Genomic DNA, 21,463 nt, shown 5'->3' on the forward strand with positions numbered 1-21,463 from the left:
AGACACCACACTTCCAGAGGCTGCCCAAATGCACTTCGACCTGACCGACCTGCGCCTCTACCTGAACATTCTCGACACCGGCAACATCACCGCTGGCGCCGCACGCAGTCATCTGTCCCTCGCGGCAGCCAGCGCACGAATTCGCGCCATGGAAGCCTCGCTGGGCGTCGAGTTTCTTCAGCGCAATCGTCGAGGGGTCAGCCCCACCCCGGCCGGCAATGCCCTGGCCCGGCATGCCCGGGTTCTGCTGCAACAGGCCGAACGTATGCAGCAGGAACTGGCCGAATACGCCCAAGGCGTCAAAGGCCAGGTGCGCCTGCTATGCAACACCACAGCCATCACCGAGTACTTGCCGGAGTTGCTCGCCGACTTCCTGCACCAACACCCCAACCTCGACATCGAGCTGCAGGAATTGCCCAGTGCACGCATCACCCACGCGCTACGTCAGGGCGCGGCGGACCTCGGTATCGTCTCTGATGCGGTGGACACCACGGACCTGCAGACCCGTGCATTTCGCGACGATCCCCTGGTGCTGATCATGCCCTTCGATCATCCGCTGGCAAGCGCCGCCAATGTCAGCTTCACCGACACACTGCGTCATGACTACGTCGGCCTGAACGCCAACAGCGCGCTGGCGGTTTACCTGGAAGAGCAGGCGCTGCACGCAGGCTCACGCATGCAAATCCGCATCCGTGCCGACGGCTTCGAGGGTGTGATGCGCATGGTCGCCCGCGGGGCGGGGCTGGCAATCGTACCGCTGGCGGCAGTCGAGCGTGGGCCAGCGACATCCTCGATCCTGCGAGTTGATCTGCAAGAGCCTTGGGCCCAGCGCAAACTGCTGCTCTGTGCCCGAGACCTCACGGCGCTGCCCGCATACGCCATGGCATTGTTCCAGGCGCTGACTCTCGGCTGAAGCTGTGCGTTTCTGGACAGCTCAGTGTCGAGCACAGACAACTGAGGGTCGGGCAGGCGCTATAGGGTGCCACTTCAGTTCCAGAACCCACTGCCCGGAGTCATCATGACCGCACCGATTACCGTTCTTCGCGACACCCACCCGCTGCCCGTACTCGATGCCTGCAAATGGGAAAAACTCGAAGGCGACCCGCACACCGTCAACCTCAACGCCTACACCAGCGAAGACGGCAGCAAGATCATGGGCACCTGGATCTGCACGCCGGGCAAGTGGTACGTGGAATATGTGAAGTGGGAATACTGCCATTTCCAGGAAGGCTACTGCATCATCACCCCTGAAGGCATGGCGCCGATCCACCTGCGCGCCGGTGATATTTTTGTCATCGAACCGGGGATGAAAGGCACTTGGGAAGTGGTGGAAACCGTACGCAAATATTTCGTGTTTGCCTGATAAAGCAAAAGATCGCAGCCTTCGGCAGCGCCTGCTGGATGAACTCAATCCAATGCAGGCGCTGCCGAAGGCTGCGATCTTTTCTGTCTGACAAAAAAACCGGGAACCCGCCCGACGCGGATCCCCGGAAACAGCCCCTATTGGGGCTTGCGATAGCTATTGATGATCGCCGAAAAGTCGTTGCCACCTTCCCCACGCAAACTCATCGCCTGATACAACTGCTGGGCCACTGCGCCAAGCACCACCGGTTGGTGAGCCTGCCGCGCCGCTTCCGTCGCCAGCCCCAGATCTTTGAGCATCAACTCGGCACCAAAGCCACCGGTATAGCCGCGCGAAGCAGGCGCCGTTTCGACGATGCCCGGCCACGGGTTGTACATCTCCGAACTCCAGCAACGCCCAGTGGAGCTGTTGATGATGCCTGCCAGCACCTTGGTGTCGATGCCTAATGCATCGCCAAGCGCCATGGCTTCGCTGACGCCGACCATGGAAATCCCCAGCAGCAGGTTGTTGCAGATTTTAGCGATTTGCCCGGTGCCGACCTCACCACAATGGACGATGTTGCGGCCCATTTGTGCCAGTACCGGTTGCAGCGCGGCGAACAGTTCCGGGGTGGCGCCAACCATGAAAGTCAACGTCCCGGCCGCCGCACCGCCGGTGCCGCCGGAAACCGGCGCATCGGCCATGGCCACGCCTTGCTTCGCAGCCGCGGCGGCGACGTCTCGTGCGGTCTGCGGATCAATGGTGCTGCAATCCACCGCCGGAACGCCTTTGCCGATCCCGGCCAGCACGCCGTCTTCACCCAGCCACACGCTACGTACATGCACAGCCGCCGGCAGCATGGTGATCACCAGCTCTGCCCCGTCAGCCGCTTCACGGGCCGACGCGCTGATGCTGCCGCCCAGTTGTTCCAGCTCTGCCAGCACGGCTTTGTTCAGGTCGACCAGACGCAACGAATGTCCGGCCTTGATCAGGTTGCGCGCCATCGGCGCGCCCATGTTGCCGAGACCGATAAAAGCGATTTTCATGTCCGGCTCCTTATCGCAAATTGATGGTGGTGTTCACACCGTCGTTGACGCTGTCATCGTCGAACCAGCGACTGGTGACGGTCTTGGTCTGAGTGTAGAACTGCACCACTTGCTTGCCATACGGGCCGAGGTCGCCGAGTTTGGAACCGCGCGAACCGGTGAAGCTGAAGAACGGCACCGGCACCGGAATCGGGATGTTGATACCGACCTGGCCGACATCAATTTCAGTCTGGAATTTACGCGCCGCCGCACCACTCTGGGTGAACAGGCCCGTGCCGTTGCCGAACGGGTTGGCGTTGACCAGGGCAATGGCCTCGTCGAGGGTGTTCACTTCCAGCACCACCAGCACCGGGCCGAAGATTTCCTGGGTGTAGATCTGCATGTCGGTGGTCACACCGGAGAACAGGGTCGGGCCGACAAAGTTGCCCTTCTCGTAACCCGCCACTGAGATCTCGCGACCGTCCAGCTCAAGCTTGGCGCCTTCCTTGATGCCGCTTTCGATCAGTTCAAGAATCCGCGCCTTGGCCTTTTTCGAAATGACCGGGCCGACATCAGTGCCTGGCTCGCTGCCGGCATTGACCTTGAGCTTCTGCGCCAGCGCCTTGAGGTCTGGCAGCCACTGCTTGGCCGCACCCACCAGCACCACCACCGAGGTGGCCATGCAACGTTGACCGGCAGCACCAAAACCGGCGCCCACCAGTGCATTCAGCGCTTGCTCACGATTGGCGTCCGGCAGGACCACGGCGTGGTTCTTGGCCCCCATCATCGATTGCACACGCTTGCCGTGCTTACCGGCCAAGTCGTACACGTGAGTACCGACGGCAGTCGAACCGACGAAGGACACCGCTTTGATGTCTTTGTGGGTGCAGAGCGCATCCACCACGTCTTTACCACCGTGCACGACGTTCAGCACACCCGCCGGAACCCCGGCCTCGATGGCCAGTTCAACCAGCAGCATCGTCGACATCGGGTCCTGTTCGGACGGCTTCAGTACAAAGGTGTTGCCGCAGGCGATGGCCATCGGAAACATCCACAGCGGAATCATCGCCGGGAAGTTGAACGGGGTAATGCCGGCGCACACACCGATCGGTTGGCGCAGGGTGTAGGTGTCGACACCGCCCGCCACGTTTTCCGCGAACTCGCCCATTTGCAGGCTGCCGATGGAGCAAGCGTGCTCGACCACTTCCAGACCACGGAAAATGTCGCCTTCAGCGTCAGCAATGGTTTTGCCCTGCTCGGCGCTCAACACCACGGCGATGCGCTTGGAGTGTTCGCGAATCAAAGCCTGGAGCTTGAGCATGATCCGCATCCGCGCACCGATTGGCGTCAGCTTCCAGGTCTGGAAGGCGCGATGGGCGGCGCTGATGGCGGCGTCAACTTCTTCGGCAGTGGCAAACGGTACTTTGGCCAGCACTTGCTGGGTCGCCGGGTTGACGATGTCGTGCCATTCGGTGGATCGGGACTCGACCCACTCGCCGTCGATCAACAATTTGACCTTTTGTACGGTGGTGTCGTTGGGCGTGAGCGATGCGTTCATGTGGGTCTCCTGGACTTGTTGTTATCTAGAGAGCCAAGGCGAAAAAGTCGCCTTGCGATGAGGCGTGTGCCGCGAATTGGTTGTCGGGCTGTTTTTGGAGTATAGATGTGCAAACTTCTAATAAGAACGCACATAAAAGCCGGTCCATCATGCAAAAAAACATCACGTCTTTAGGCTCGCTGAATTGGGATGACCTCAAGTTTTTCCTTGAAGTGGCCCGCACCCGCAAGGCCAGCACTGCGGCCAAACGCCTGGCCGTCGACTACACCACCGTGTCGCGGCGCATCAGTTCGCTGGAAGCGTCATTGGGCACGCTGCTGTTCGAGAAGTCCCGGACCAGTGGCTTTGTCCTGACCGCTGAAGGCCAGCGTCTGCTCGGTTATGCGGAGTCCATCGAGAGCACGCTGCACATGGCGTGCGAACAGGTTTCCGGGTCCGGGGTGGCGTTGTCCGGGCATGTGCGCATGGGCTGCACCGAAGGCTTCGGCAGCTTCTTCATCACGCCGCAACTGAGCCACTTCGTCGACACCTACCCCGCCATCTCGGTCGACATCCTGCCGCTGCCACACTTCATCAGCCTGTCCAAGCGCGAGGCCGATATCGTCATCGCCCTGGAACGTCCGGAGCATGGCCCGTACGTCTGCTGCAAACTCTGCGACTACCGTTTGCAGCTGTACGCGACCCAGGACTACCTGGACAACCACCCGCCGATCCGCCGTCCGACTGATCTGGCCAAGCATTCCTTCATCAGTTACGTCGACGACCTGGCGTTCAGCTCCGAGCTGTTGTACCTGGCCAACGTACTCCCCGGCGCGAGCGCCAACCTGCGCAGCACCAGCGTAATTGCACAGTTCGTAGCGGCGCAGCAGGGCCGATCACTGGCAATCCTGCCATGCTTCCTCGCCGCCCAGGATCCACGCTTGCTGCCGGTGTTGCCGCAGGAGATCAACATCACCCGACAGTTCTGGATGTACTGCCGCGAAGACCTGCGCAAGCTCAAGCGGATCACCCTGTTGTGGGATTACATCAGGGAGGTGACTGAGCTCAATGGCCCGTTGTTGCTGGGTGAAACGAGGGAAATGAGGTTTGCCGATTGAGCTGAAGCAACTGGAATCCCACCCACTGGCATTACTGGAGCGGGGCTCCATAGGTAACGAGTGTTGTTTACGGTCGACTCTCTGGCAGTCAAGGCAGAGCCTGGGAATAGCTTGCTGGTCTTCACAACGGCAAGCACGCCAAAATATTGATTGCGTATGCACCACGAGGGAACCAGTTGCTGCCTCGATACTTTGTTGGATTTGTAGAATGGAAAACAAAGTTAGAATGGAGCTAGGTGCTTGCTGTAGCCGAACTTAACACCTGATGCGAAGAACCCTCCGCACTCTTGCTGTTTAGTGCAGCTCCGACATTCGGGCGCGTACTCATTCTTCCAGTCGCTGATTGACTTGCGGTAGTAGGGCTGAATATCCGGATTCACCAAGCACAGCTGATGGTTATAGACAGAGATATTCATACCGTATTTGGCCAGAATGCCAACCGATTTGCTGAGCGTGTCTTTGTACTCGATCGGGTCGATCCACAGCTCATCAAGATTGGCCCTGGTGAAGCCCATCATCTCAAGGCCCATCAGCGCCACATGGTCAACAAACAGCAGATTGCGTGCGATGAACTCACATAGTTCAGGCAGGCGCTGCACCGATAGTTTGTGAATGACGACTCGGATCTCAACCTTCTGACCCAAGCGCTTCAGATTGAGGATGCCCTGAATGGTTTCATCGAACGCGCCTTGGGCCTGGACGATGTAGTCATGCAGCGTCGGATCGTCTGAATAGACAGGGATTCCGATCATCGCGTCGGGCAATTCAATCCGCGCATACTTTTCAGCGAACGCTGGGTCTTTGAAGCTGCGCCCGTTCGAGAGAATATGGATTGCGGTTCTCGGCAGATAACTTTTTGTCAGGCTGATGATCTTAAGGAAGCGCTCCCGATTGGTCGTCGGCTCGCCCCCAGTAAACCCCAGCTCGCGGGTATCTTTTGGAATAAGCGGAATCAGACTCTCGATTTCGTCAAGCATCCACGAGTCATCAGCTGCCTTAGGCGGTTGTGAACACATTAGACAGTAATGATTGCATTGCTCGGTGACCAGGATGCTGTTGTGCGGCGACGATGCTCGAAACAGCACGCTAATGCTCTGACGATCAGCTGAAAGCCGGATGATGTCACCATCACCGATGTAGCTGTAGTCATTCGGTAGGAGCGAGTAATCAGAGTCGGGAGGCAGTACCTCAACCAACTGTCGATGCTTCTCAAGCAGAAGGTAGTGCGCGAATCCTCGGGGAATCTCCTGATCGGAAACCAAGTAGGCTATTTCCCGTCGCAAGACTTCTGGCAAATTCCGGCTGGTCGACACCTTGAGCAGAGTAAGGTCCCTATGAACATCAACCGCATGGATGCGGATAATCTTTCCGCCGAGTTTCAGCATCGGTTGGCCCAACCCATAAAAATCCGTTTTGTTTGCTCATCACTTCCCATCAGCTCAATGAGATGCTTGAAAATAGCCATATTTCGCTTGCAGAAAGAGGACTCAGGTTTTCTTGCTACAACGTCTTTGTGAATGGCGTGATGGTAGACAGGCTCCGCTCCACAGTAAGGTTCAAATGCACAGTCAGAGCACATTGGAGCGCTTAAGGTGAAAGAGTTTTCCAGTGCATCCAGAAGCTGATCAGAGAGGATGATCTCCTCATATGAGTGTTCAAGAATGCTGCCCAGACGGAACGTATGATCTCCCATTTCGGCAAGCATACGGCTTTCATCTGAGGCGTAGACCGATCCGTCGTAGTTGAACACGATGGCTGCGATACCAGCACCGGCAGGGTTCATCAAATCAACGAACCCAGGGTCCCCTGATGTCAGCATTTTTGTCAGCACGAGCGAAGAATATTGCTCTACAAATCGTATGCCGGACTTGTTTAGCTCAATGATGTACTCAAGGCCCTCCTTGTAAAATTCCAGCCAGCGCTCCGTGTCATACGACATGAATTTTTTGGTCTTGATCGCAAAGCCGTAAGGGGAGAGTGTGCGGAGGAAGATGCCATCAAAGCCCAGGCGCAAGTATTCATCAATGATGTCGCGTGCTCGTGGCAGGCTCTTATCTGTGGTTGTCATCAGGGCTGACACTTGGTCATAGCCGAGGGCTGCACGGGCTTTCTTCAAGCCTTCCTCGAAACGCTGATGACTATCTCTGCCCGGGCGTGGGCGATTTGCATTATGCAGATCCATTGGCCCGTCGAGCGAAGATGAAAGAACGATGTTGTGCTGCTTACAGAAGTCGAGCACGTCATCGGTCAGTAGCGAAAGCGTGGTCGCAATGACGAACTGTAGGTCACGTCCTTCCTTGACGTTACGTTTTTTGGCCTCAAGAACAACGTACCTCACCATCTCGAAGTTCAGCAGCGGCTCTCCACCCTGAAATTCAATTTTGATGGCGGGATTGGGAGACATAAAGACGAAATCCAACGACTTGTCTGCCATCTCTGTGGTCATGTCGAATTCGCCTTTGCTCTCCGACTGCCTTGAAACCTGGCAATACGGGCAGCTATGGTCACACCGAAGAGTCACTACAAAGATATGCAGATTGGTGAACTCGGCCAGCCTGGACAATCGCGTACGAATTTTGAGAGCCAGAAGCTGAAGTGGCGCTTGCTCATTGGTGAAGCGAATGAACTGCTTGGATCGAAGCGTAGGGATCAGCTCTGATGTGAGCGGAAGCGTCTTGCTAATGATCGGTTCAAGCATCGGCACCGGTATGACATGAAATTCGCCTGCCATGTTGGTAATGACGTACTCGTCGTCATTCAGACGGTCGAACTTAAAGGGCAGCAACTCGTAGGGACGTTGCTGCGCGTAGAACTCCAGCTTTTGGAATTTACTCACTAATCAGTCCGGTTTTTGAAAAGGCCAGTCCGAGTATCAGGTTCTTGATCGGTTGCGTCTCAACTGCCAGCCGGTGGCGAAGCTGATAATCGAGCGCATCCTTCTTGAACTCTTGGACCGCAGACAGAAAGGACTGCTCGTCCACGCCGATATTCGATGACAAAGCGCAGACAAACTGCCCCCCATCGGGTGTGATATCAACCGTCAGGGCATTGATCGATCGATATGCAGCTTTCTGCAAAACCTGCGCGTCATAAAGCCGCTCATCAAAAAGGAGCTTATGAGAGAAATCCATTATCGACCCGAATAGTGGGAGCTGTGGGAACTGTGCGAAGAGTGGGAGCTATGGGAGCTGTGATAAGCCATCATCTGCCCCTGGTCCCCGCGTTTGAGAACAAAGGCGAACAGATCGTTGCCACCACGAACCGAAAGGTTCTCGCTTTGGGCTTCAGCTTGAAATGTGTTCTTGGCTTCCGAGTTGGGCTCGACAACTTCATAAGTAGTTAGAGCGGCAGCCTGTTCCGTAGCAACGGCTGCAGCCAGGGTGGCCAGAGGAACCAGAAAGGAGCGCTTTTTCATTGCAGATATCCCTATCGAATTGATGGTTAATCGCTCGAGTGTCGATGCCTGCATCGATGATGTCAATGTGGAATCGACTGATGGCGATTAACTCATTCACAATTAGATTGCCATCACTCCTTCACGCTCGGGTCTGCTCGACTCAACGTCGCTCGTTGTCATTTGAAAAAAAGTTCAAACGCTTACCAGCTATAACTCAAAGACTGAGCTGCCACCGTTGCCGGATGTACTGCCGCGAAGACCTGCGCAAGCTCAAGCGGATCACCCTGTTGTGGGATTACATTAGGCAAGTGACCGAACTGAATGGCCCGTTGTTGCTGGGTGAAACGCGGGACATGCGGTTTGCCGACTGAGCTGATCTGGCGATATCAGGCGGGCAGTACGCGACAGCCTTTTCGGCTGACTTCCAGACGCTCGTAACTCGCCAGGTGGTTGCTGCGCGCGTCCATCAGTTCAGGCAAAGCGGCATCCGGATCGTCCAGGCGCAAGGTCAGCAGGTAGTCGACATTGCACTCCCACCACTGGCTGTTCAACAGCGCGGATACACGTTCAGGCGGGTGTCGATACTTGATTACTTTCGCCGGAGTGCCTGCGACGATGGCGTAGGGAGGCACGTCATGAAGGACCAGTGCACGCGTGGCGATGATGGCTCCCGTGCCCACGTTGACCCCTTCCATGATCATGGCGTCATGCCCGATCCAGACGTCATCGCCAATGGTGACGTCGACAATTTCCGGCTCGAATGACAATGAGGTATTTGTGAACTGAAAGGGGTGCGAGCTCACCCAATCCGAAGGGTGGGTGTTCTTATCCTGGCCGATGTAGCAGTTGTTCCCGATGGAGCAGAACCGGCCAATGGATGAAACTGCGGAAAGCACGCAATCGCTTCGAATGTAAGTGTGAGCGCCAATGCTCAATTGCTTGGCATTGATCACCAGATTGCCGAGTGAGACGTTTTCCTCAAGCACCAATGTGGTTCTGCCGCCGAGCGAGGTCACTCCGCCGCCCAGCTTGCATTTATGCCGGCGAAGCCATTTCTTCCAATAGTGGTTCTGGCAATAATTTATTATTTTTTTCATTGAGAACTCTTCGACTTCCGCATAAACCCTGAAACGCCCAGACCGTAAAATCGACTCAGAACCCAAGCGGGTTCGAATGATCGTCGAGTTTACGTCGGCTCATGTGTCAGAAGTCATGTCGGAAAAAATTGCTAACGCATTAATCGGCACTGACCACAATCGATACCCTGCGGTTCTCGGTGCGGCCGGTGGCGGTGTTGTTCGATGCCACGGGCTGGCTGCTGCCAAGGCCGCGTAACTGGATGTTTTCCTGTTTCATGCCGGCGGCGGCCAGAACGCTGCCGACACTTTTGGCGCGACGCAGGGAAAGCTGTTCGTTGTAGGCCTCTTTACCCGATGCATCCGTGTGACCATCGACCCGTACGCGCTCGATCCCGACGCCCAGTAGCGACTTGGCAATGCGCTCGACAATCTGGGTGCTCTGCACATTCAAGCTGTCGACGTCACTGCCGAACAGCACTTTGCCCGACAGACCAAAAGCCCACCCCTCATCGGTCAACTCGAAACCTTGCTGCTTCAAGACCGCAATTTGCGCCGGGGTCAGACCTTTTTGCGGTGCTGTCTGGCAACCGGTCAGGGTCAATACGGCCATGAGCAGCGTGATGGTGAAAAGTCGCAGTGATCGAGGGATAAAAGAAAACACGGAATTAAGCTCCTGGGTTAAACGTCGGCGACAGGGTGCTCCGACCCTGCCGTGTGCTGTGCGCCTCGGGCAAGGCGCTTGGCTTGGTACATTGCTTCGTCCGCTGCATTGAGCAGCGTACCCGGGGTAACGCCATGATCGGGGTACACGGCGATGCCGATACTGAGAGAGGTCAACGTCTGGTGATCGCCTGGCAACACAATGGGCGCGTCCATGCTGGCAATGATTTTGTCGGCAATCCGCTCAGCGTCTTCGGTCTTGTGAAGTGGCGTCAGCAATACCGCGAATTCATCACCGCCCAAACGCGCCACCAGGTCCTCTTCGCGCAGTTGCGCCCGCACCCGTTTGGCCACCGCCACCAACACCGCATCGCCGGCCGCATGGCCGAAGTTGTCGTTGATTTCCTTGAACCGGTCGCTATCCAAAAACAGGACGGCCACCCGCTCGTTGAGCTTGTTGGCGTTGCGCAATGCGCGCATCAGGCGACCTTCGAAAAACGCCCGGTTCGGCAGGCCCGTGAGACTGTCATGACTGGCCTGGTGGGCGAGGGTCTCGTTCTCGTTTTGCAGGTGGGTCTGCCAGGATTCGAGTTCATCGAGCAGGGCATTGAAGTCGCTGCCGAGGTTGTCGAGTTCGGCGATGGTGGCGGGCGGTACGCGCCGATCGAAAGCCCGTTCACTGCGAGCCGCGTGGGCAACAGACGCCAAGCTGCGCAACGGGCCGATAATGCCGCGAAGTTGTCGACGCGCCAGATAAAGTGCGACCCACGCACTGATGGCGGTGCACAGGACAATCCCCATCAGACCACTGAGCAAAAAGCGCATCAGACTGGCGCCATGCCCGATGAGCACAATGCTGCCGATCTCCCGGCCCTGATGAACGATTGGCATGTTGATCGGCTTTTCCAGAAAGGCTTTGGCCAACTGTATTTCAAGATCGGATATCAAACCGGTTTCCGGGCGCTGCCAACGGGCCAGCAACCGGCCCTGCCTGTCCAGAACCTGGGCGTCGGCCACCTCTTCGGTAGAGGCAATAAGCGCCAATGCTTCGGTGGCTGCGGACTTGTCGTTGAACACCACCGCGGCCTCCACGGTGTAGTTGATCGAGCGCGCGATCAGGTGCAGGTTGTGATCGGCATACACCCGCAAGGCCAGAACACCCAGCAGCGTCAGCGACACACTGGCCATGGCCACACCCACCAGCGCAACGGTCAAATGACCGCGACCGATGACCGAGCGCAAGGTCGGACGAGTACCCCGTTTGAACAGGCTCATGGTGCCGCCGGCTTGCGACGGGACAATTGCAGCACGCTCGGATGAATGCGCACACCGCTGCGGGCAACCGAGTCGAGATTGACCTCGAAAGACACTTGATCGTCGGTGACTCGCAAACAGAAAAGGCTGCCAACGGTGCACTGATCATCGCTTTCGCTGATGCTCAACACCGGTAGCCCTGTGAGCGAGGCAAACAGCCGGCTGCGCTCTTCATTGGTCAGTTTGCCGATGTACACCGCATTGCACTCGCCTGCAATGGACGGGTTGTCGGCCAACAACCGCTGCACCGTCACAGGCCGACCTGTCGCCTGGGTCGTGCCTTTGACCAGGTCGTCCGTGTACTCAGTGGGGCCAACGATACAGAGGCGAAGTTGCGCAGGCTCAACGGGCCAACGGGCGTAACTGAGAATCCCGAGCACCACCTGAGTCACCGATTCGGCACGCTGGTCGGCCATGCTCGAGGGGGTTTGCGGCTGAGCAAAAGCCACTGCAGGCAGCAAACAGAAAAGTCCGGCGAGCAGTGCTTGTTTGCAGTCAGCGATACGCTCTGCCGCCCGGACAGCCACCTTCATGCAGGGATACTCTTCGATCGTTACCAAATGATGCCGCAACGATAGCATAGCGCTGGTACACCCGCGAGGCCGCGAACTACGGCACTTCGGACAGTTTACGTAACCTCGCGCGTCCTCTTCAGTCCGCCGGATCGCTGCCCTCTTTCAGCTCCAGCATCAACCCGCTCAAGCGCTTGACCTTGCGCCTCACCGCCTCCTCGAATACACCGGCACGCGGCTCGATCAACGTGAAGCAGTCTTTGGCCCGGGTTATTCCGGTGTAGATCAGCTCCTTGGTCAGCACCGGGTTCAGCGCGTCAGGAAGAATCAACGCGGTATGGGTAAATTCAGAGCCCTGGGATTTATGCACGGTCATGGCATAGACGGTTTCAACGTCATTGAGCCGGCTCGGCAAGACAAAACGCACGCCGCCCTGCCCGTCGTTACGCGGAAATGCCACTCGAAGCACCTGCCGACCGGCTTGCGTCGCCTCACGCTCAGGAAGTTTGAGGGCAATGCCGATGTCGCCGTTCATCAAGCCCAGGCCGTAATCATTGCGGGTCATCAAGACTGGCCGGCCCTCGTACCACTGCTGGTCACTATCAATCAAACGCGCCTTCAACAGTGCATCGGTGACACGCTGGTTCAACCCCTCCACACCCCACGGTCCCTTGCGGACAGCGCACAATAACTGAAAGGCATCGAAAGCTTGCAGCACCTGACGCGCCCACTCCATCCAGCGCGGATCATCGTACGGGCTATCAAGTGCTGGCCGCTGATTGCGCAGCAGGCCCAGATAGTGCCGGTAGCCTAGCGCGCCCTCACCATGGCCTTCGAGCAACAAACGCTCCAGCGCCCGGTCCTGTTCATTCTTGAGGGGCAGGCTGAAAACATCGTCGTGGCTTCGCACAGCCAACAGCTTGCGGGCTTCCTCAGGCTGTTGCTGGTTCACCCAGCGCGCCAACTGGCCAATGCCGCTGCCCTCGCCGAACCGCCGCGAGTGGCGAAGCATCACCACTTGCTGGGCGAGTGGATGCGTACCTTGAGTGTCTTCCTGCAAGCCGCTGGCCTCCAGGTTTTCACCACTGACCGCTTCCAGCCATTGACGTGTCTGCGGGCTGTACCAGCCAGCCTCGGCATCACGACACAGGTCGCCCAACACGGCACCGGCCTCCACCGACGCCAACTGGTCCTTGTCCCCCAGCAACACCAGACGCGCATGGGTCGGCAATGCGTCCAGCAGATTGGCCATCATCTCCAGGTCAATCATCGAGGCTTCATCCACCACCAACACATCCAGCGGTAATCGATTACCGGCGTGATGTCGGAAATGCCGCGTCCCCGGGCGACTGCCGAGCAGGCGGTGAACGGTGGTGACATCGGACGGAATTTTTTCGCGAATGGCTTCAGTGACTTTCAGCGTTCGGACTTGCTGACTGATGGACTCCGTCAGCCGCGCGGCGGCTTTGCCGGTCGGTGCGGCGAGACGAATGCGCAACGGCTTGCCCGCCTCGACCGCAGGCGCCTGGAGCAACGCCAACAAGCGCACGACCGTGGTGGTTTTGCCGGTTCCCGGACCACCGGTGACGATGCTGAAAGCGCTGCGAGTGGCGAGGGCACAGGCGAGTTTCTGCCAGTCAATCACCTCACCCGACCTGGCCGGCCCGAACAAACCCGTGAGGCGTTCAAGCAAGTCATCCGGGGCGGCCTCGTGTGTTGCCAAGCGCTCACGCAAAGAGTTGTCGATTCGTCGCTCGTAGGCCCAATAGCGGCGCAAATACAGGCGCTTGCCCGATAAAACCAATGGCCGCGATTGCACGGCCTCTCGTTCATCAGCCGCCAACGCAACCAGACGGCTTGCAGCCAGCACCTTGCACCAATGGGCGCCATCCAGCGCTTCCAGTAACTGCGACGGCAGCACCATCACACCATTTTGCACATCACCTTCCGGAGGCAGCGACAAGGCGAAGTCGGGCTCTTTCAATGTCTCGAACAAATCGAGGCAAACATGCCCGTGTCCCAACTGGTGGCTGGTCAACGCAGCCGCCAGCAGCACCAACGGGTCATCCTTCGGTGCCAGTTCATGCAGAAACGCCACGAAGGCCTTGTCCAGTGCCCGTAGCCAGCCACGCTCGACCCAGCGAGTCAGCAACAGCAACAGGTCGCCTGCATCATTCAAGGGTGCAAGGTCCGCGAGGCTGTCCTCCGCCAACGACGTGGGCAGCAAATCGGCGAAGGTGCGGCTCATAGCAATACTCCCTGTTCCCAGGCGGGTTCTGTCCGGGGCTCCGGTTTACCCTGGAACATCCGGTCCAGCCGCTCGATCAACTCTCTGGGCGGGCGGGCGAAATAGACACCCTGACCGGGCGCTCGCGTGCCCCGCAGGAAAAGGTACAACGCGCCGCCGACATGGCGGTCGTAATCGTAATCGGCCAGCCGGGCCTTGAGCTGACGATGCAGGGCCAGCAGGTACAACACGTATTGCAGGTCGTAACGATTGTCGAGAATCGACTGTTCCATGGCCTGTTCGGTATAGGCCAGGTCGTCAGCCCCGAGCCAGTTGGATTTGTAGTCGGCGACGTAATAACGGCCATCGTGCTCGAACGTCAGGTCGATGAAACCCTTGAACATGCCATTGAGCAACACCGGCTCGGCAGCCACTCGGGCCACGCCGTTGTGCGTGTACTGACGCACCAGCGCATCGAGCTTGAGTACATCGACCTTGTGGCTGGCAAACCAGAATTCCATTTCGACCTGATACTGGGTCAACTGCTCGAAAATCACCGGGGCTTGTCCAGCACCCACGGGCAGCGGCGATTTGAGCAGATGCACCAGCCAGTCACTCAACGTGGTGATCCACCCTTCCCAACCACGGCGATTGCAACGACGGGCAATCGCATCCTCCACGGCTTGTGGCGAGGCCGAAAAACCCTCATCACCCGCCCATTCGAGCAGACCATGAAGAAAGGTGCCCGGATTCGGGCCACGTGGGAACCGATGAATATCGGCACCGCCAGCTGCCATCTCGCGGGGCGCTTGTGGATCGAGGCGTTCGTCGTCGAACAGTTTCTGCGCTTGCGGGCTCTCTGGCGCTTCGTCTGTGCCAATGCTCAAGGTGTCGCTAATGCGCAAGGCGCTATAGGAAGCAATCCACCAGTTTTCGCTGGCCTTGCGCTGCGGGATCAGAGGGGCCAGCAATGCCGCAGTGTTCAGCGGCGGGTGGTAATGCTCACTGGTGATCTCCGGCACTTCGCCGCAGCTGATTGCCGGACAGTTCTGTTGCAGATCTCGCAACCAAATGCTCAAACCTGCCGACTCACTCAATACAGCACCGCCGCCCAACAGATAACCCAGCGCCGAGAGGTGCAGCACCGAGCTGTTGTTATTGCCACGTTTGAGATCCGTCACCCCCAGCCAGCAAGCATGTTGCGCCCGGGTCAGGGCGACATAAAGTAAACGCAGATCTTCCGCCAGACGCTCTTCATCGGCCAGGGCGATCAACTCGGGCGTGGGGCTCAAAGTTACCTGAGCCTTGCCGTTGGCATCGTGGTAATGCAACGGCAATCGGCTGCCATCCACCGGTTTTGCCGAGCAAATGAACGGCAGAAAAACCAAGGGATATTCAAGCCCCTTGGACTTGTGAATGGTCACGACCTTGACCAGTTGTTCGTCACTCTCCAGACGCAGAATCTGCTCTTCGCCGGCCTGCCCGGACAACGCCAGATGCTCGGACAAATGCCGGATCAACGCCTGCTCACCGTCCAGTTCGGCGGCGGCCTGTTGCAGCAATTCGGACAGGTGCAAAAGATTGGTCAGCACCCGTTCGCCGTCGCTGCGGGCAATCAATGTTTGCGGGAGCTGGAAGTCGTGGAGCAGGCGGCGCAGCATCGGCAACACACCTTGCTTGCGCCATAACTCGCGATAACCGCGGAACTGCATGACCCGGGATTCCCAAGCGAGTTCGTCCTGGTTCAACTGCTCAAGATCTGCCAGTGACAGATTGAGGGTGATGCTGGCCAGCGCGGCGCGAAGCGGTCGCTCGACGTCGGGCTCGGCACAGGCTTTGAGCCAGGTCAGCACATCGTGCGCTTCCTGCGCGGCGAACACCGAGTCTTTGTCCGATAGATAAACGCTGCGCACGCCCCGGGCAGAAAGCTCGGCGCGCACGGCCTGTGCTTCCTTGCCATCGCGCACCAGAATGGCGATGTCCGCCGGCATCAGGCCAACAAATTCCCTGCCTTCTCGCACGAAGCCCGCGTGACCTTGTTGCCCGCCATTGAGCAGGGCGGTGATTTCACTGGCACATGCGCCGGCCAGTTGTTGGCGGTACACGGCACCAGACAAAGGCTGTTCGGCAGACAACTGCCAAACATTCAGTGCCGGGACTGCTTGCCCGTTGATGTGCAGGACTTCCTTGCGCCCCTGCGATGCCACGGGCAGGAACGGTACCGGGTTATCGCCATTGCTTTGACGAAACAGGAAAGCACCCCGCCCCGACTCGCGCGACTCGGCACATTCGAATACATGGTTCACCGCACGGACCATGCCGTGGCTGGAGCGGAAGTTGGTGCCCAGCGTATGCAGGCGACCGGTGGTGGCCTGTCGCGCGCGAAGGTAGGTGTAGATATCGGCACCGCGAAAGGCGTAAATCGCCTGCTTAGGATCGCCGATCAGGAACAACCCGCTTTCTGGATTGTTGTCTTCAATTCGATAGATACTCTCGAAGATCCGGTACTGCACCGGGTCCGTGTCCTGGAATTCGTCGATCAACGCCACCGGAAATTGCTCTCGGATCAAGGTCGCCAGCCGCTCACCACCCTCGGACTGCAATGCCGCATCGAGGCGCAGCAACATGTCGTCAAAACCCATTTCCGCACGGCGACGTTTTTCCTCCTCGAACCGCACGCCGACCCAATGGGCGGCGTGTTGCAACACGGCGGCATCAGGCGTCGGCAAGCTGTCGAGGCAGGCTTTCAGTCCGGGCATGGCATCCAGCCCCGGATGATTGGGCGCGTCACCCTTTTTCCAGGCCTCGGCCATACCATCGGGAGTCAGGCGGGTGAACCCAGTGCCGATGTCCAGTTGCTCAAGGTTTTCGTCTTCGGCCCAGGCTCTGATCTTTTCGAACCAGGGCTCGAAATACCGCGCCTGCATCTTGCGACCATCGACACTTTTACTGGCTACACCTTCGTGACAAATCAGTAGTAACTCGTCCGCCCACTGACGCCAGGGCAGCTTGAGTTCGACCAACGCCGCCCGCCGCTCTTGCAAGCACTCGGTAATCAATTCAGCAGGGGCTTTGCCTTCAACGTTTTCTCGCTCGCTGGCAAACAATCCGCGCACACGGGGTAACAACGCCGCTGGCCCACCCCAATTGCTGCGGACCCAGTTCAATGCATCGCCCTGCATCGGGTAACAAAACAATCGCCAGTAGTCGCGCAATACTTCGCCCAACAAGTCGCTGTGATCGGTCTCCAGGGTCTGGGTAAACAGACTGCCACTGTCGAATGCGTGCTCGCGCAACATGCGCTGGCACCAACTGTGAATCGTCGAGACAGCGGCTTCGTCCATCCACTGAGCTGCGATGTCCAGGCGATTTGCACAGCCGGACCACTGCTCGGGCGGGTACTGGTCACGCAACTCGGCAATCAGGCCATCAGGTGCCGCGGTTTCCTCGCGGAAAAACCGCGCAGCCTCAGCCAAGCGGGTACGAATGCGCTCACGCAGTTCTTTGGTGGCGGCATCGGTAAAGGTCACGACGAGGATCTGTGGCGGCAACAGCTCACGCCCGAAACCGCTGGATTCCACGCCATGGCCAAGCACCAAGCGCAGATAAAGCGCAGAAATGGTGAACGTTTTCCCGGTTCCAGCGCTGGCCTCGATCAACTGACTGCCGCGCAGCGGAAACGCCAGGGCAAGAGGTATCTGGGGACTCATGAGCGCGCCTCCTCGGCGGACAAAGAACGCCAAGGCGCTTCAAGCAGTGGTCGATACAAAGCGTCACACCAATCGGAAAATGTTTCGTCGGCAACCAGCGCGTCGTAATCGGCGAATTGCCGTGCAAGCGCCACGCTTTCCCGTCGCTCCCCGTCAGTGGTCAACCCGTCACCTTCATAGGCCTTTCGGGCTGCGGCCTCGGCTTTGACCGGGTCGCTCTGACCAAGCCAGGCAAACGCTGTTTTCACTGCAACGGGAAGGGGCTGGCGCATGCCCGATTGCCAGGCCAGCAACAGGTCTCCCAGAATTTTCCGTGCTGGTTCCGCGTCCATTGGCGCGAGCACCAGACTGTCATCACTGGCCACCAGCGCCGTGGTTATCGACAGACCGCTAGCGCAAGCGACCAGATGATTGACCCAGGGCCGAGTCAGGCGATGCCATTTTCGAGACTTGATCGACCCAATGCTGTTGGGGATTGTCGTGATCGACAACAGCCCGCCATCCGCCCGTTGATGCAGACCGCTGAGCCAACCGTCGATACGCAGGTCATGCAAATCCAGGCTCACAGGCAGTGCGCTGATCAATCGCGTTGGCCACAAGGTCAGCAATTGTTGGTAGCGTTGCAGCAAATCCGGTAGTGGTTCGATCAGCTCCCGCTGAAGGCACTCACCGAATCCTGCCATTGGCAGCAACCCGCCGTTTTGCAGGCGCCTGGCTTGCACTTCCAACGCTTGATCACTGTGATCCAGATTGGCCAGTGCCGCTTCGAGCAAACGGTCGCTGAGGCTGTATCGCTGCAAAGCGTCCAGCACAAACGGCTCTTCATCCGCCAAAGGGACTTCGGCGGATTCAAAGAACACCTTCAACCGCTGACTGAAAAAATGTCGCACTGGGTTGCGCAGGAAATCCTGTAGCTGCCCAAGCCCCAGCGGTTCATCCTGCACGTGGGCATCAAGCCTCTCGACTTGAGTCGATTGCTCAGTGAGTTGATGCAGCACCTGCCACTCACTGGCGTAGCTGAACAGGTCATCACCCTCATGAAAGTAACGAGCGCTGAAGGGTTGTAGAGGGTGTTCTTGAGTAATCGCTTCAAGCAGATCTTCGTCGCTTTGGGACAATCGCCAACCGCTTGCGAGGTGATCACGTAACTGGCCGATGAGTACCGATGCGGGTCGTTCGCTGTTATCGCGAATGCTGCGGCCAACCCAGCTGATGTAAAGCTGATCGCGGGCCGACAACAAGGCCTCCAACAACAGGTAACGGTCGTCTTCGCGTCGCGAACGATCGCCGGGGCGGTAGTCACTGCCCATCAGGTCGAAGTCCAGCGGCGGTTGTGCTCGCGGATAGTCGCCGTCATTCATGCCCAGCAGGCAGACCAGTTTGAACGGAATCGCACGCATGGGCATCAAGGTACAGAAGTTGACGGCGCCGGCCAAAAATCGCTGAGACAAACGCCCTTGATCGAGCCCCGCAAGCCAGGCTTCACGGACGACGGTCAGCGGTAATTCGTCTTGCAGACCGACAGACTCACAATTCTCGAGCCAGGCTTCACGCAGCTCTTCAAGCTGAGTCAGCAAATAGTCGTCATGCTCGTTACTGGCCTGGAAGAACAACGATACCAACGCTTGCAGTCGCAAACTCCATTGCTCAGGCGAAGCGGGCTGTGTGAGCTCCTGGTGTGCGACTTCCAGCGCATCGAGCAGCGCAACCAACGGCCCGATGAGTGCAGCATCCAGCCCGCCGATCTCGTCGTACGGCTCGATACCTTCACAGGCATGGGCGCTGCCGACGGCATATCCGAGCAACATGCGCCGCAGGCCAAAACGCCAACTGTTTTGCTCCAGCGCCTCCGGAAGCCCGAGACCGGCACGCTGCTCGGCATTCATGCCCCAACGAATGCCGGCACCTTCGATCCAGCGATGCAAGGTCGGGAGGTCGCGCTCTTCTACTCCAAAACGGGCGCGCAATGCAGGAACATCGAGCAGATCGAGGATCTCGCTGACCGGAAAACGACTGTCAGGCAGCTTGAGCAAATGCTCGACAGCAATCAGTAATGGATCTCGACCGCGCTGGCCTTGATCCGCAAGCGTAAACGGAATAAAACGCGGATCATGTCGCTCTAGCTGGCCGAACACGGCCCGAATGTGCGGTGCATAACTGTCGATATCCGGGACCATGACAATCACATCGCGAGGACGTAACTGCGGGTCGGCGCTGAAACGCGCGAGCAGTTGATCGTGCAGTATCTCGACTTCCCGCTGTGCGCTATGAGCAATGTGGAAACGGATGGATTCATCTTCATGCAGATCAACAGCCGGCCAGCGCTCACGCGTCTCGTTCAGAGGACGCAATTCCAGGATGTCATCCTGCAACTGATTGAGCATGTTCAGTGGCTGGCTGTCGCTGAACAGGTCGATACGACCGTCACGAAACGCCGAGCGATAACTGTTGGGGTCGTCGTAGCTGTCCAGCAGGTTGATGTAGTCTCGCCCTTGCTTGCCCCAAGCAGCCAACAACGGATGGGCATGCTGATGCAGCGTTTGCGAATCGAGGACAACCGGCATGCCGCTCTTGCGAGCCTGTCGCTTGTATTGATGCCGTAACAGGTCTTTATCGGCGACGATATCTGCCCAATGGTGACGACACGGGTTATGAACACACAGCAAGACTTGACTGAATCGGGCCAGTCCCGCCAACGCTTCGAGGGCTTGGGCAGGCAGCGAGGAGATCCCGAATACGATCACCCGTGAAGGCAACCCGGGCGGGGCCACATCAAGGCTGTTGATACGTTCGACAAAGCGTTGATGGACACCGGCACGGCTTTGCGCCATCCCCTCTTCACCGACATCCACCAGCAGGGCACGCCACAACTCCGCTTGCCAGCAATTGGCCGCCGTCAGTGGCTTGGCTTCTCCCCTGGCATTACGTAATTGGTGCCGACCTTCTGCCCAGTCTTCAAGCCAATCGGCGCGGTACACCTGATACTGGTCGAACAAATCAGCCAACCGCTCGGCTAACTGATAGCGTTTGCGCAGGTCGGTGTCATTGGTCAGAAAGCGCTGCAGCGGTTCGAAGTGTGGCTCATTGATCAACTGCGGAAGCAGGCGCATCAGGCGCCAGGTCAGCGGAGCTTTATCCAGCAGAGACTTGGGCGGGATTTCGTCGCGGCCCAGGACCATTCGATAGAGTTGCCACATGAAACTGCCAGGCAATTGCACGTCGATGGCAGCGGCAATTCCACAGCCACCCATGTCGTCATCTTCAGCGTCTTCAGCCAAAGCCAGCTTCAGCCATTGCGCAATGCCGTTGCTCTGCACCAGGGCGATTTCATTTTCCAGGGGAGCCAGCGGGTAGCGCCGCATCCAGCTCACCACCAGGCTGCGTAACTCGTCCAGGCGGTTACCGTGAACCACCATAAAACCAGCACTGAGGGACGTTGCGTCCGGCATAAAGGCTTCCTTGGAAAATACAAACGCTAGGGCCGAACCTTAGCATTGTCGGGAGATGCTGACAGCGGGGACCTGTCCGTCATTGCTGTAAGA

Annotated in this window: 16 protein-coding genes and 1 pseudogene; 4 read left to right on the forward strand and 13 right to left on the reverse strand. The window is 58.1% G+C overall.

Annotation, left to right across the window (positions count from 1 at the left end):
* Positions 1–28: 28 nt before the first annotated feature.
* Together KVG88_RS10625 and KVG88_RS10630 are read left to right on the forward strand one after the other, a co-directional pair.
* Entirely contained in the window at positions 29–913 is an 885-nt protein-coding gene (locus tag KVG88_RS10625) for a LysR family transcriptional regulator (RefSeq protein ID WP_150705275.1), read from the forward strand.
* Between the two features lie 105 nt (positions 914–1,018).
* Positions 1,019–1,363: a cupin domain-containing protein gene (locus KVG88_RS10630; RefSeq protein WP_007900627.1), complete on the forward strand. Its 345-nt coding sequence runs from the start codon at positions 1,019–1,021 to the stop codon at positions 1,361–1,363.
* 137 nt (positions 1,364–1,500) lie between these two features.
* Here KVG88_RS10630 and mmsB read toward each other — a convergent pair whose 3' ends face one another.
* Together mmsB and KVG88_RS10640 are read right to left on the reverse strand one after the other, a co-directional pair.
* Entirely contained in the window at positions 1,501–2,388 is an 888-nt protein-coding gene (mmsB, locus tag KVG88_RS10635; RefSeq protein ID WP_217871301.1) for a 3-hydroxyisobutyrate dehydrogenase, read from the reverse strand.
* 10 nt (positions 2,389–2,398) lie between these two features.
* Entirely contained in the window at positions 2,399–3,925 is a 1,527-nt protein-coding gene (locus KVG88_RS10640) for a CoA-acylating methylmalonate-semialdehyde dehydrogenase (RefSeq protein ID WP_150705277.1), read from the reverse strand.
* A 149-nt stretch (positions 3,926–4,074) separates the two neighbouring features.
* Between KVG88_RS10640 and KVG88_RS10645 the strand changes: the two genes are divergently transcribed.
* On the forward strand, positions 4,075–5,022 hold the full coding sequence (locus KVG88_RS10645) for a LysR family transcriptional regulator (RefSeq protein ID WP_217871302.1): 948 nt from the start codon (positions 4,075–4,077) through the stop codon (positions 5,020–5,022).
* A 221-nt stretch (positions 5,023–5,243) separates the two neighbouring features.
* On the opposite strand, the gene hxsC is transcribed toward KVG88_RS10645, so the two are convergent.
* The 4 genes from hxsC to hxsA2 are packed head-to-tail and all read right to left on the reverse strand — an operon-like array spanning position 5,244 to position 8,437.
* Entirely contained in the window at positions 5,244–6,407 is a 1,164-nt protein-coding gene (hxsC, locus tag KVG88_RS10650) for a His-Xaa-Ser system radical SAM maturase HxsC (RefSeq protein ID WP_217871303.1), read from the reverse strand.
* Positions 6,401–7,858: a His-Xaa-Ser system radical SAM maturase HxsB gene (gene hxsB / locus KVG88_RS10655; protein ID WP_217871304.1), complete on the reverse strand. Its 1,458-nt coding sequence runs from the start codon at positions 7,856–7,858 to the stop codon at positions 6,401–6,403. The genes hxsC and hxsB overlap by 7 nt, the downstream gene beginning before the upstream one ends.
* Positions 7,851–8,153, reverse strand: a complete 303-nt coding sequence (gene hxsD, locus KVG88_RS10660) for a His-Xaa-Ser system protein HxsD (protein ID WP_124368346.1) — start codon at positions 8,151–8,153, stop codon at positions 7,851–7,853. Before hxsD ends, hxsB begins: the two co-directional genes overlap by 8 nt.
* A complete protein-coding gene (gene hxsA2 / locus KVG88_RS10665) occupies positions 8,153–8,437 on the reverse strand; it encodes a His-Xaa-Ser repeat protein HxsA2 (RefSeq protein WP_217871305.1) in 285 nt (94 codons plus the stop codon). The genes hxsD and hxsA2 overlap by 1 nt, the downstream gene beginning before the upstream one ends.
* 218 nt (positions 8,438–8,655) lie before the next feature.
* On the opposite strand from hxsA2, the pseudogene KVG88_RS31175 reads away from it, so the two are divergent.
* Positions 8,656–8,790 (forward strand): annotated as a pseudogene (locus KVG88_RS31175) (LysR family transcriptional regulator); the annotation flags it as partial.
* A 15-nt stretch (positions 8,791–8,805) separates the two neighbouring features.
* Here the strand turns inward: KVG88_RS31175 and KVG88_RS10675 are convergent.
* The 7 genes from KVG88_RS10675 to recC all read right to left on the reverse strand — a co-directional run bounded on the left by KVG88_RS10675 (position 8,806) and on the right by recC (position 21,370).
* A complete protein-coding gene (locus tag KVG88_RS10675) occupies positions 8,806–9,516 on the reverse strand; it encodes a CatB-related O-acetyltransferase (protein WP_150705474.1) in 711 nt (236 codons plus the stop codon).
* Between the two features lie 139 nt (positions 9,517–9,655).
* Complete coding sequence (yfiB, locus tag KVG88_RS10680; protein WP_437179940.1) at positions 9,656–10,159, reverse strand: outer membrane lipoprotein YfiB; 504 nt, start codon at positions 10,157–10,159, stop codon at positions 9,656–9,658.
* Between the two features lie 17 nt (positions 10,160–10,176).
* Positions 10,177–11,433 (reverse strand): diguanylate cyclase DgcN/YfiN, encoded by a 1,257-nt coding sequence (gene dgcN / locus KVG88_RS10685; protein WP_150705472.1) that lies wholly within the window; start codon positions 11,431–11,433, stop codon positions 10,177–10,179.
* Entirely contained in the window at positions 11,430–12,005 is a 576-nt protein-coding gene (yfiR, locus tag KVG88_RS10690) for a regulatory sequestration protein YfiR (RefSeq protein WP_150705471.1), read from the reverse strand. Before yfiR ends, dgcN begins: the two co-directional genes overlap by 4 nt.
* 118 nt (positions 12,006–12,123) lie before the next feature.
* On the reverse strand, positions 12,124–14,232 hold the full coding sequence (gene recD / locus KVG88_RS10695) for an exodeoxyribonuclease V subunit alpha (RefSeq protein ID WP_217871306.1): 2,109 nt from the start codon (positions 14,230–14,232) through the stop codon (positions 12,124–12,126).
* On the reverse strand, positions 14,229–17,921 hold the full coding sequence (recB, locus tag KVG88_RS10700; RefSeq protein ID WP_217871307.1) for an exodeoxyribonuclease V subunit beta: 3,693 nt from the start codon (positions 17,919–17,921) through the stop codon (positions 14,229–14,231). The genes recD and recB overlap by 4 nt, the downstream gene beginning before the upstream one ends.
* Complete coding sequence (gene recC, locus KVG88_RS10705) at positions 17,918–21,370, reverse strand: exodeoxyribonuclease V subunit gamma (protein WP_217871308.1); 3,453 nt, start codon at positions 21,368–21,370, stop codon at positions 17,918–17,920. Before recC ends, recB begins: the two co-directional genes overlap by 4 nt.
* Positions 21,371–21,463: the final 93 nt, after the last annotated feature.

Source organism: Pseudomonas azerbaijanoccidentalis, from assembly GCF_019145495.1.
Taxonomy (GTDB): Bacteria; Pseudomonadota; Gammaproteobacteria; order Pseudomonadales; family Pseudomonadaceae; genus Aquipseudomonas; species Aquipseudomonas azerbaijanoccidentalis.

What these genes read in the sequence shown, in the direction of transcription:
- KVG88_RS10675 (WP_150705474.1), bottom strand. Translation starts at nt 9,516, where the DNA reads ATGAAAAAAATAATAAATTATTGCCAGAACCACTATTGGAAGAAATGG.
- KVG88_RS10645 (WP_217871302.1), top strand. Translation starts at nt 4,075, where the DNA reads ATGCAAAAAAACATCACGTCTTTAGGCTCGCTGAATTGGGATGACCTC.
- dgcN (WP_150705472.1), bottom strand. Translation starts at nt 11,433, where the DNA reads ATGAGCCTGTTCAAACGGGGTACTCGTCCGACCTTGCGCTCGGTCATC.
- KVG88_RS10640 (WP_150705277.1), bottom strand. Translation starts at nt 3,925, where the DNA reads ATGAACGCATCGCTCACGCCCAACGACACCACCGTACAAAAGGTCAAA.
- recB (WP_217871307.1), bottom strand. Translation starts at nt 17,921, where the DNA reads ATGAGTCCCCAGATACCTCTTGCCCTGGCGTTTCCGCTGCGCGGCAGT.
- hxsA2 (WP_217871305.1), bottom strand. Translation starts at nt 8,437, where the DNA reads ATGAAAAAGCGCTCCTTTCTGGTTCCTCTGGCCACCCTGGCTGCAGCC.
- recD (WP_217871306.1), bottom strand. Translation starts at nt 14,232, where the DNA reads ATGAGCCGCACCTTCGCCGATTTGCTGCCCACGTCGTTGGCGGAGGAC.
- hxsD (WP_124368346.1), bottom strand. Translation starts at nt 8,153, where the DNA reads ATGGATTTCTCTCATAAGCTCCTTTTTGATGAGCGGCTTTATGACGCG.
- hxsC (WP_217871303.1), bottom strand. Translation starts at nt 6,407, where the DNA reads ATGCTGAAACTCGGCGGAAAGATTATCCGCATCCATGCGGTTGATGTT.
- mmsB (WP_217871301.1), bottom strand. Translation starts at nt 2,388, where the DNA reads ATGAAAATCGCTTTTATCGGTCTCGGCAACATGGGCGCGCCGATGGCG.
- recC (WP_217871308.1), bottom strand. Translation starts at nt 21,370, where the DNA reads ATGCCGGACGCAACGTCCCTCAGTGCTGGTTTTATGGTGGTTCACGGT.
- KVG88_RS10630 (WP_007900627.1), top strand. Translation starts at nt 1,019, where the DNA reads ATGACCGCACCGATTACCGTTCTTCGCGACACCCACCCGCTGCCCGTA.
- yfiR (WP_150705471.1), bottom strand. Translation starts at nt 12,005, where the DNA reads ATGAAGGTGGCTGTCCGGGCGGCAGAGCGTATCGCTGACTGCAAACAA.
- KVG88_RS10625 (WP_150705275.1), top strand. Translation starts at nt 29, where the DNA reads ATGCACTTCGACCTGACCGACCTGCGCCTCTACCTGAACATTCTCGAC.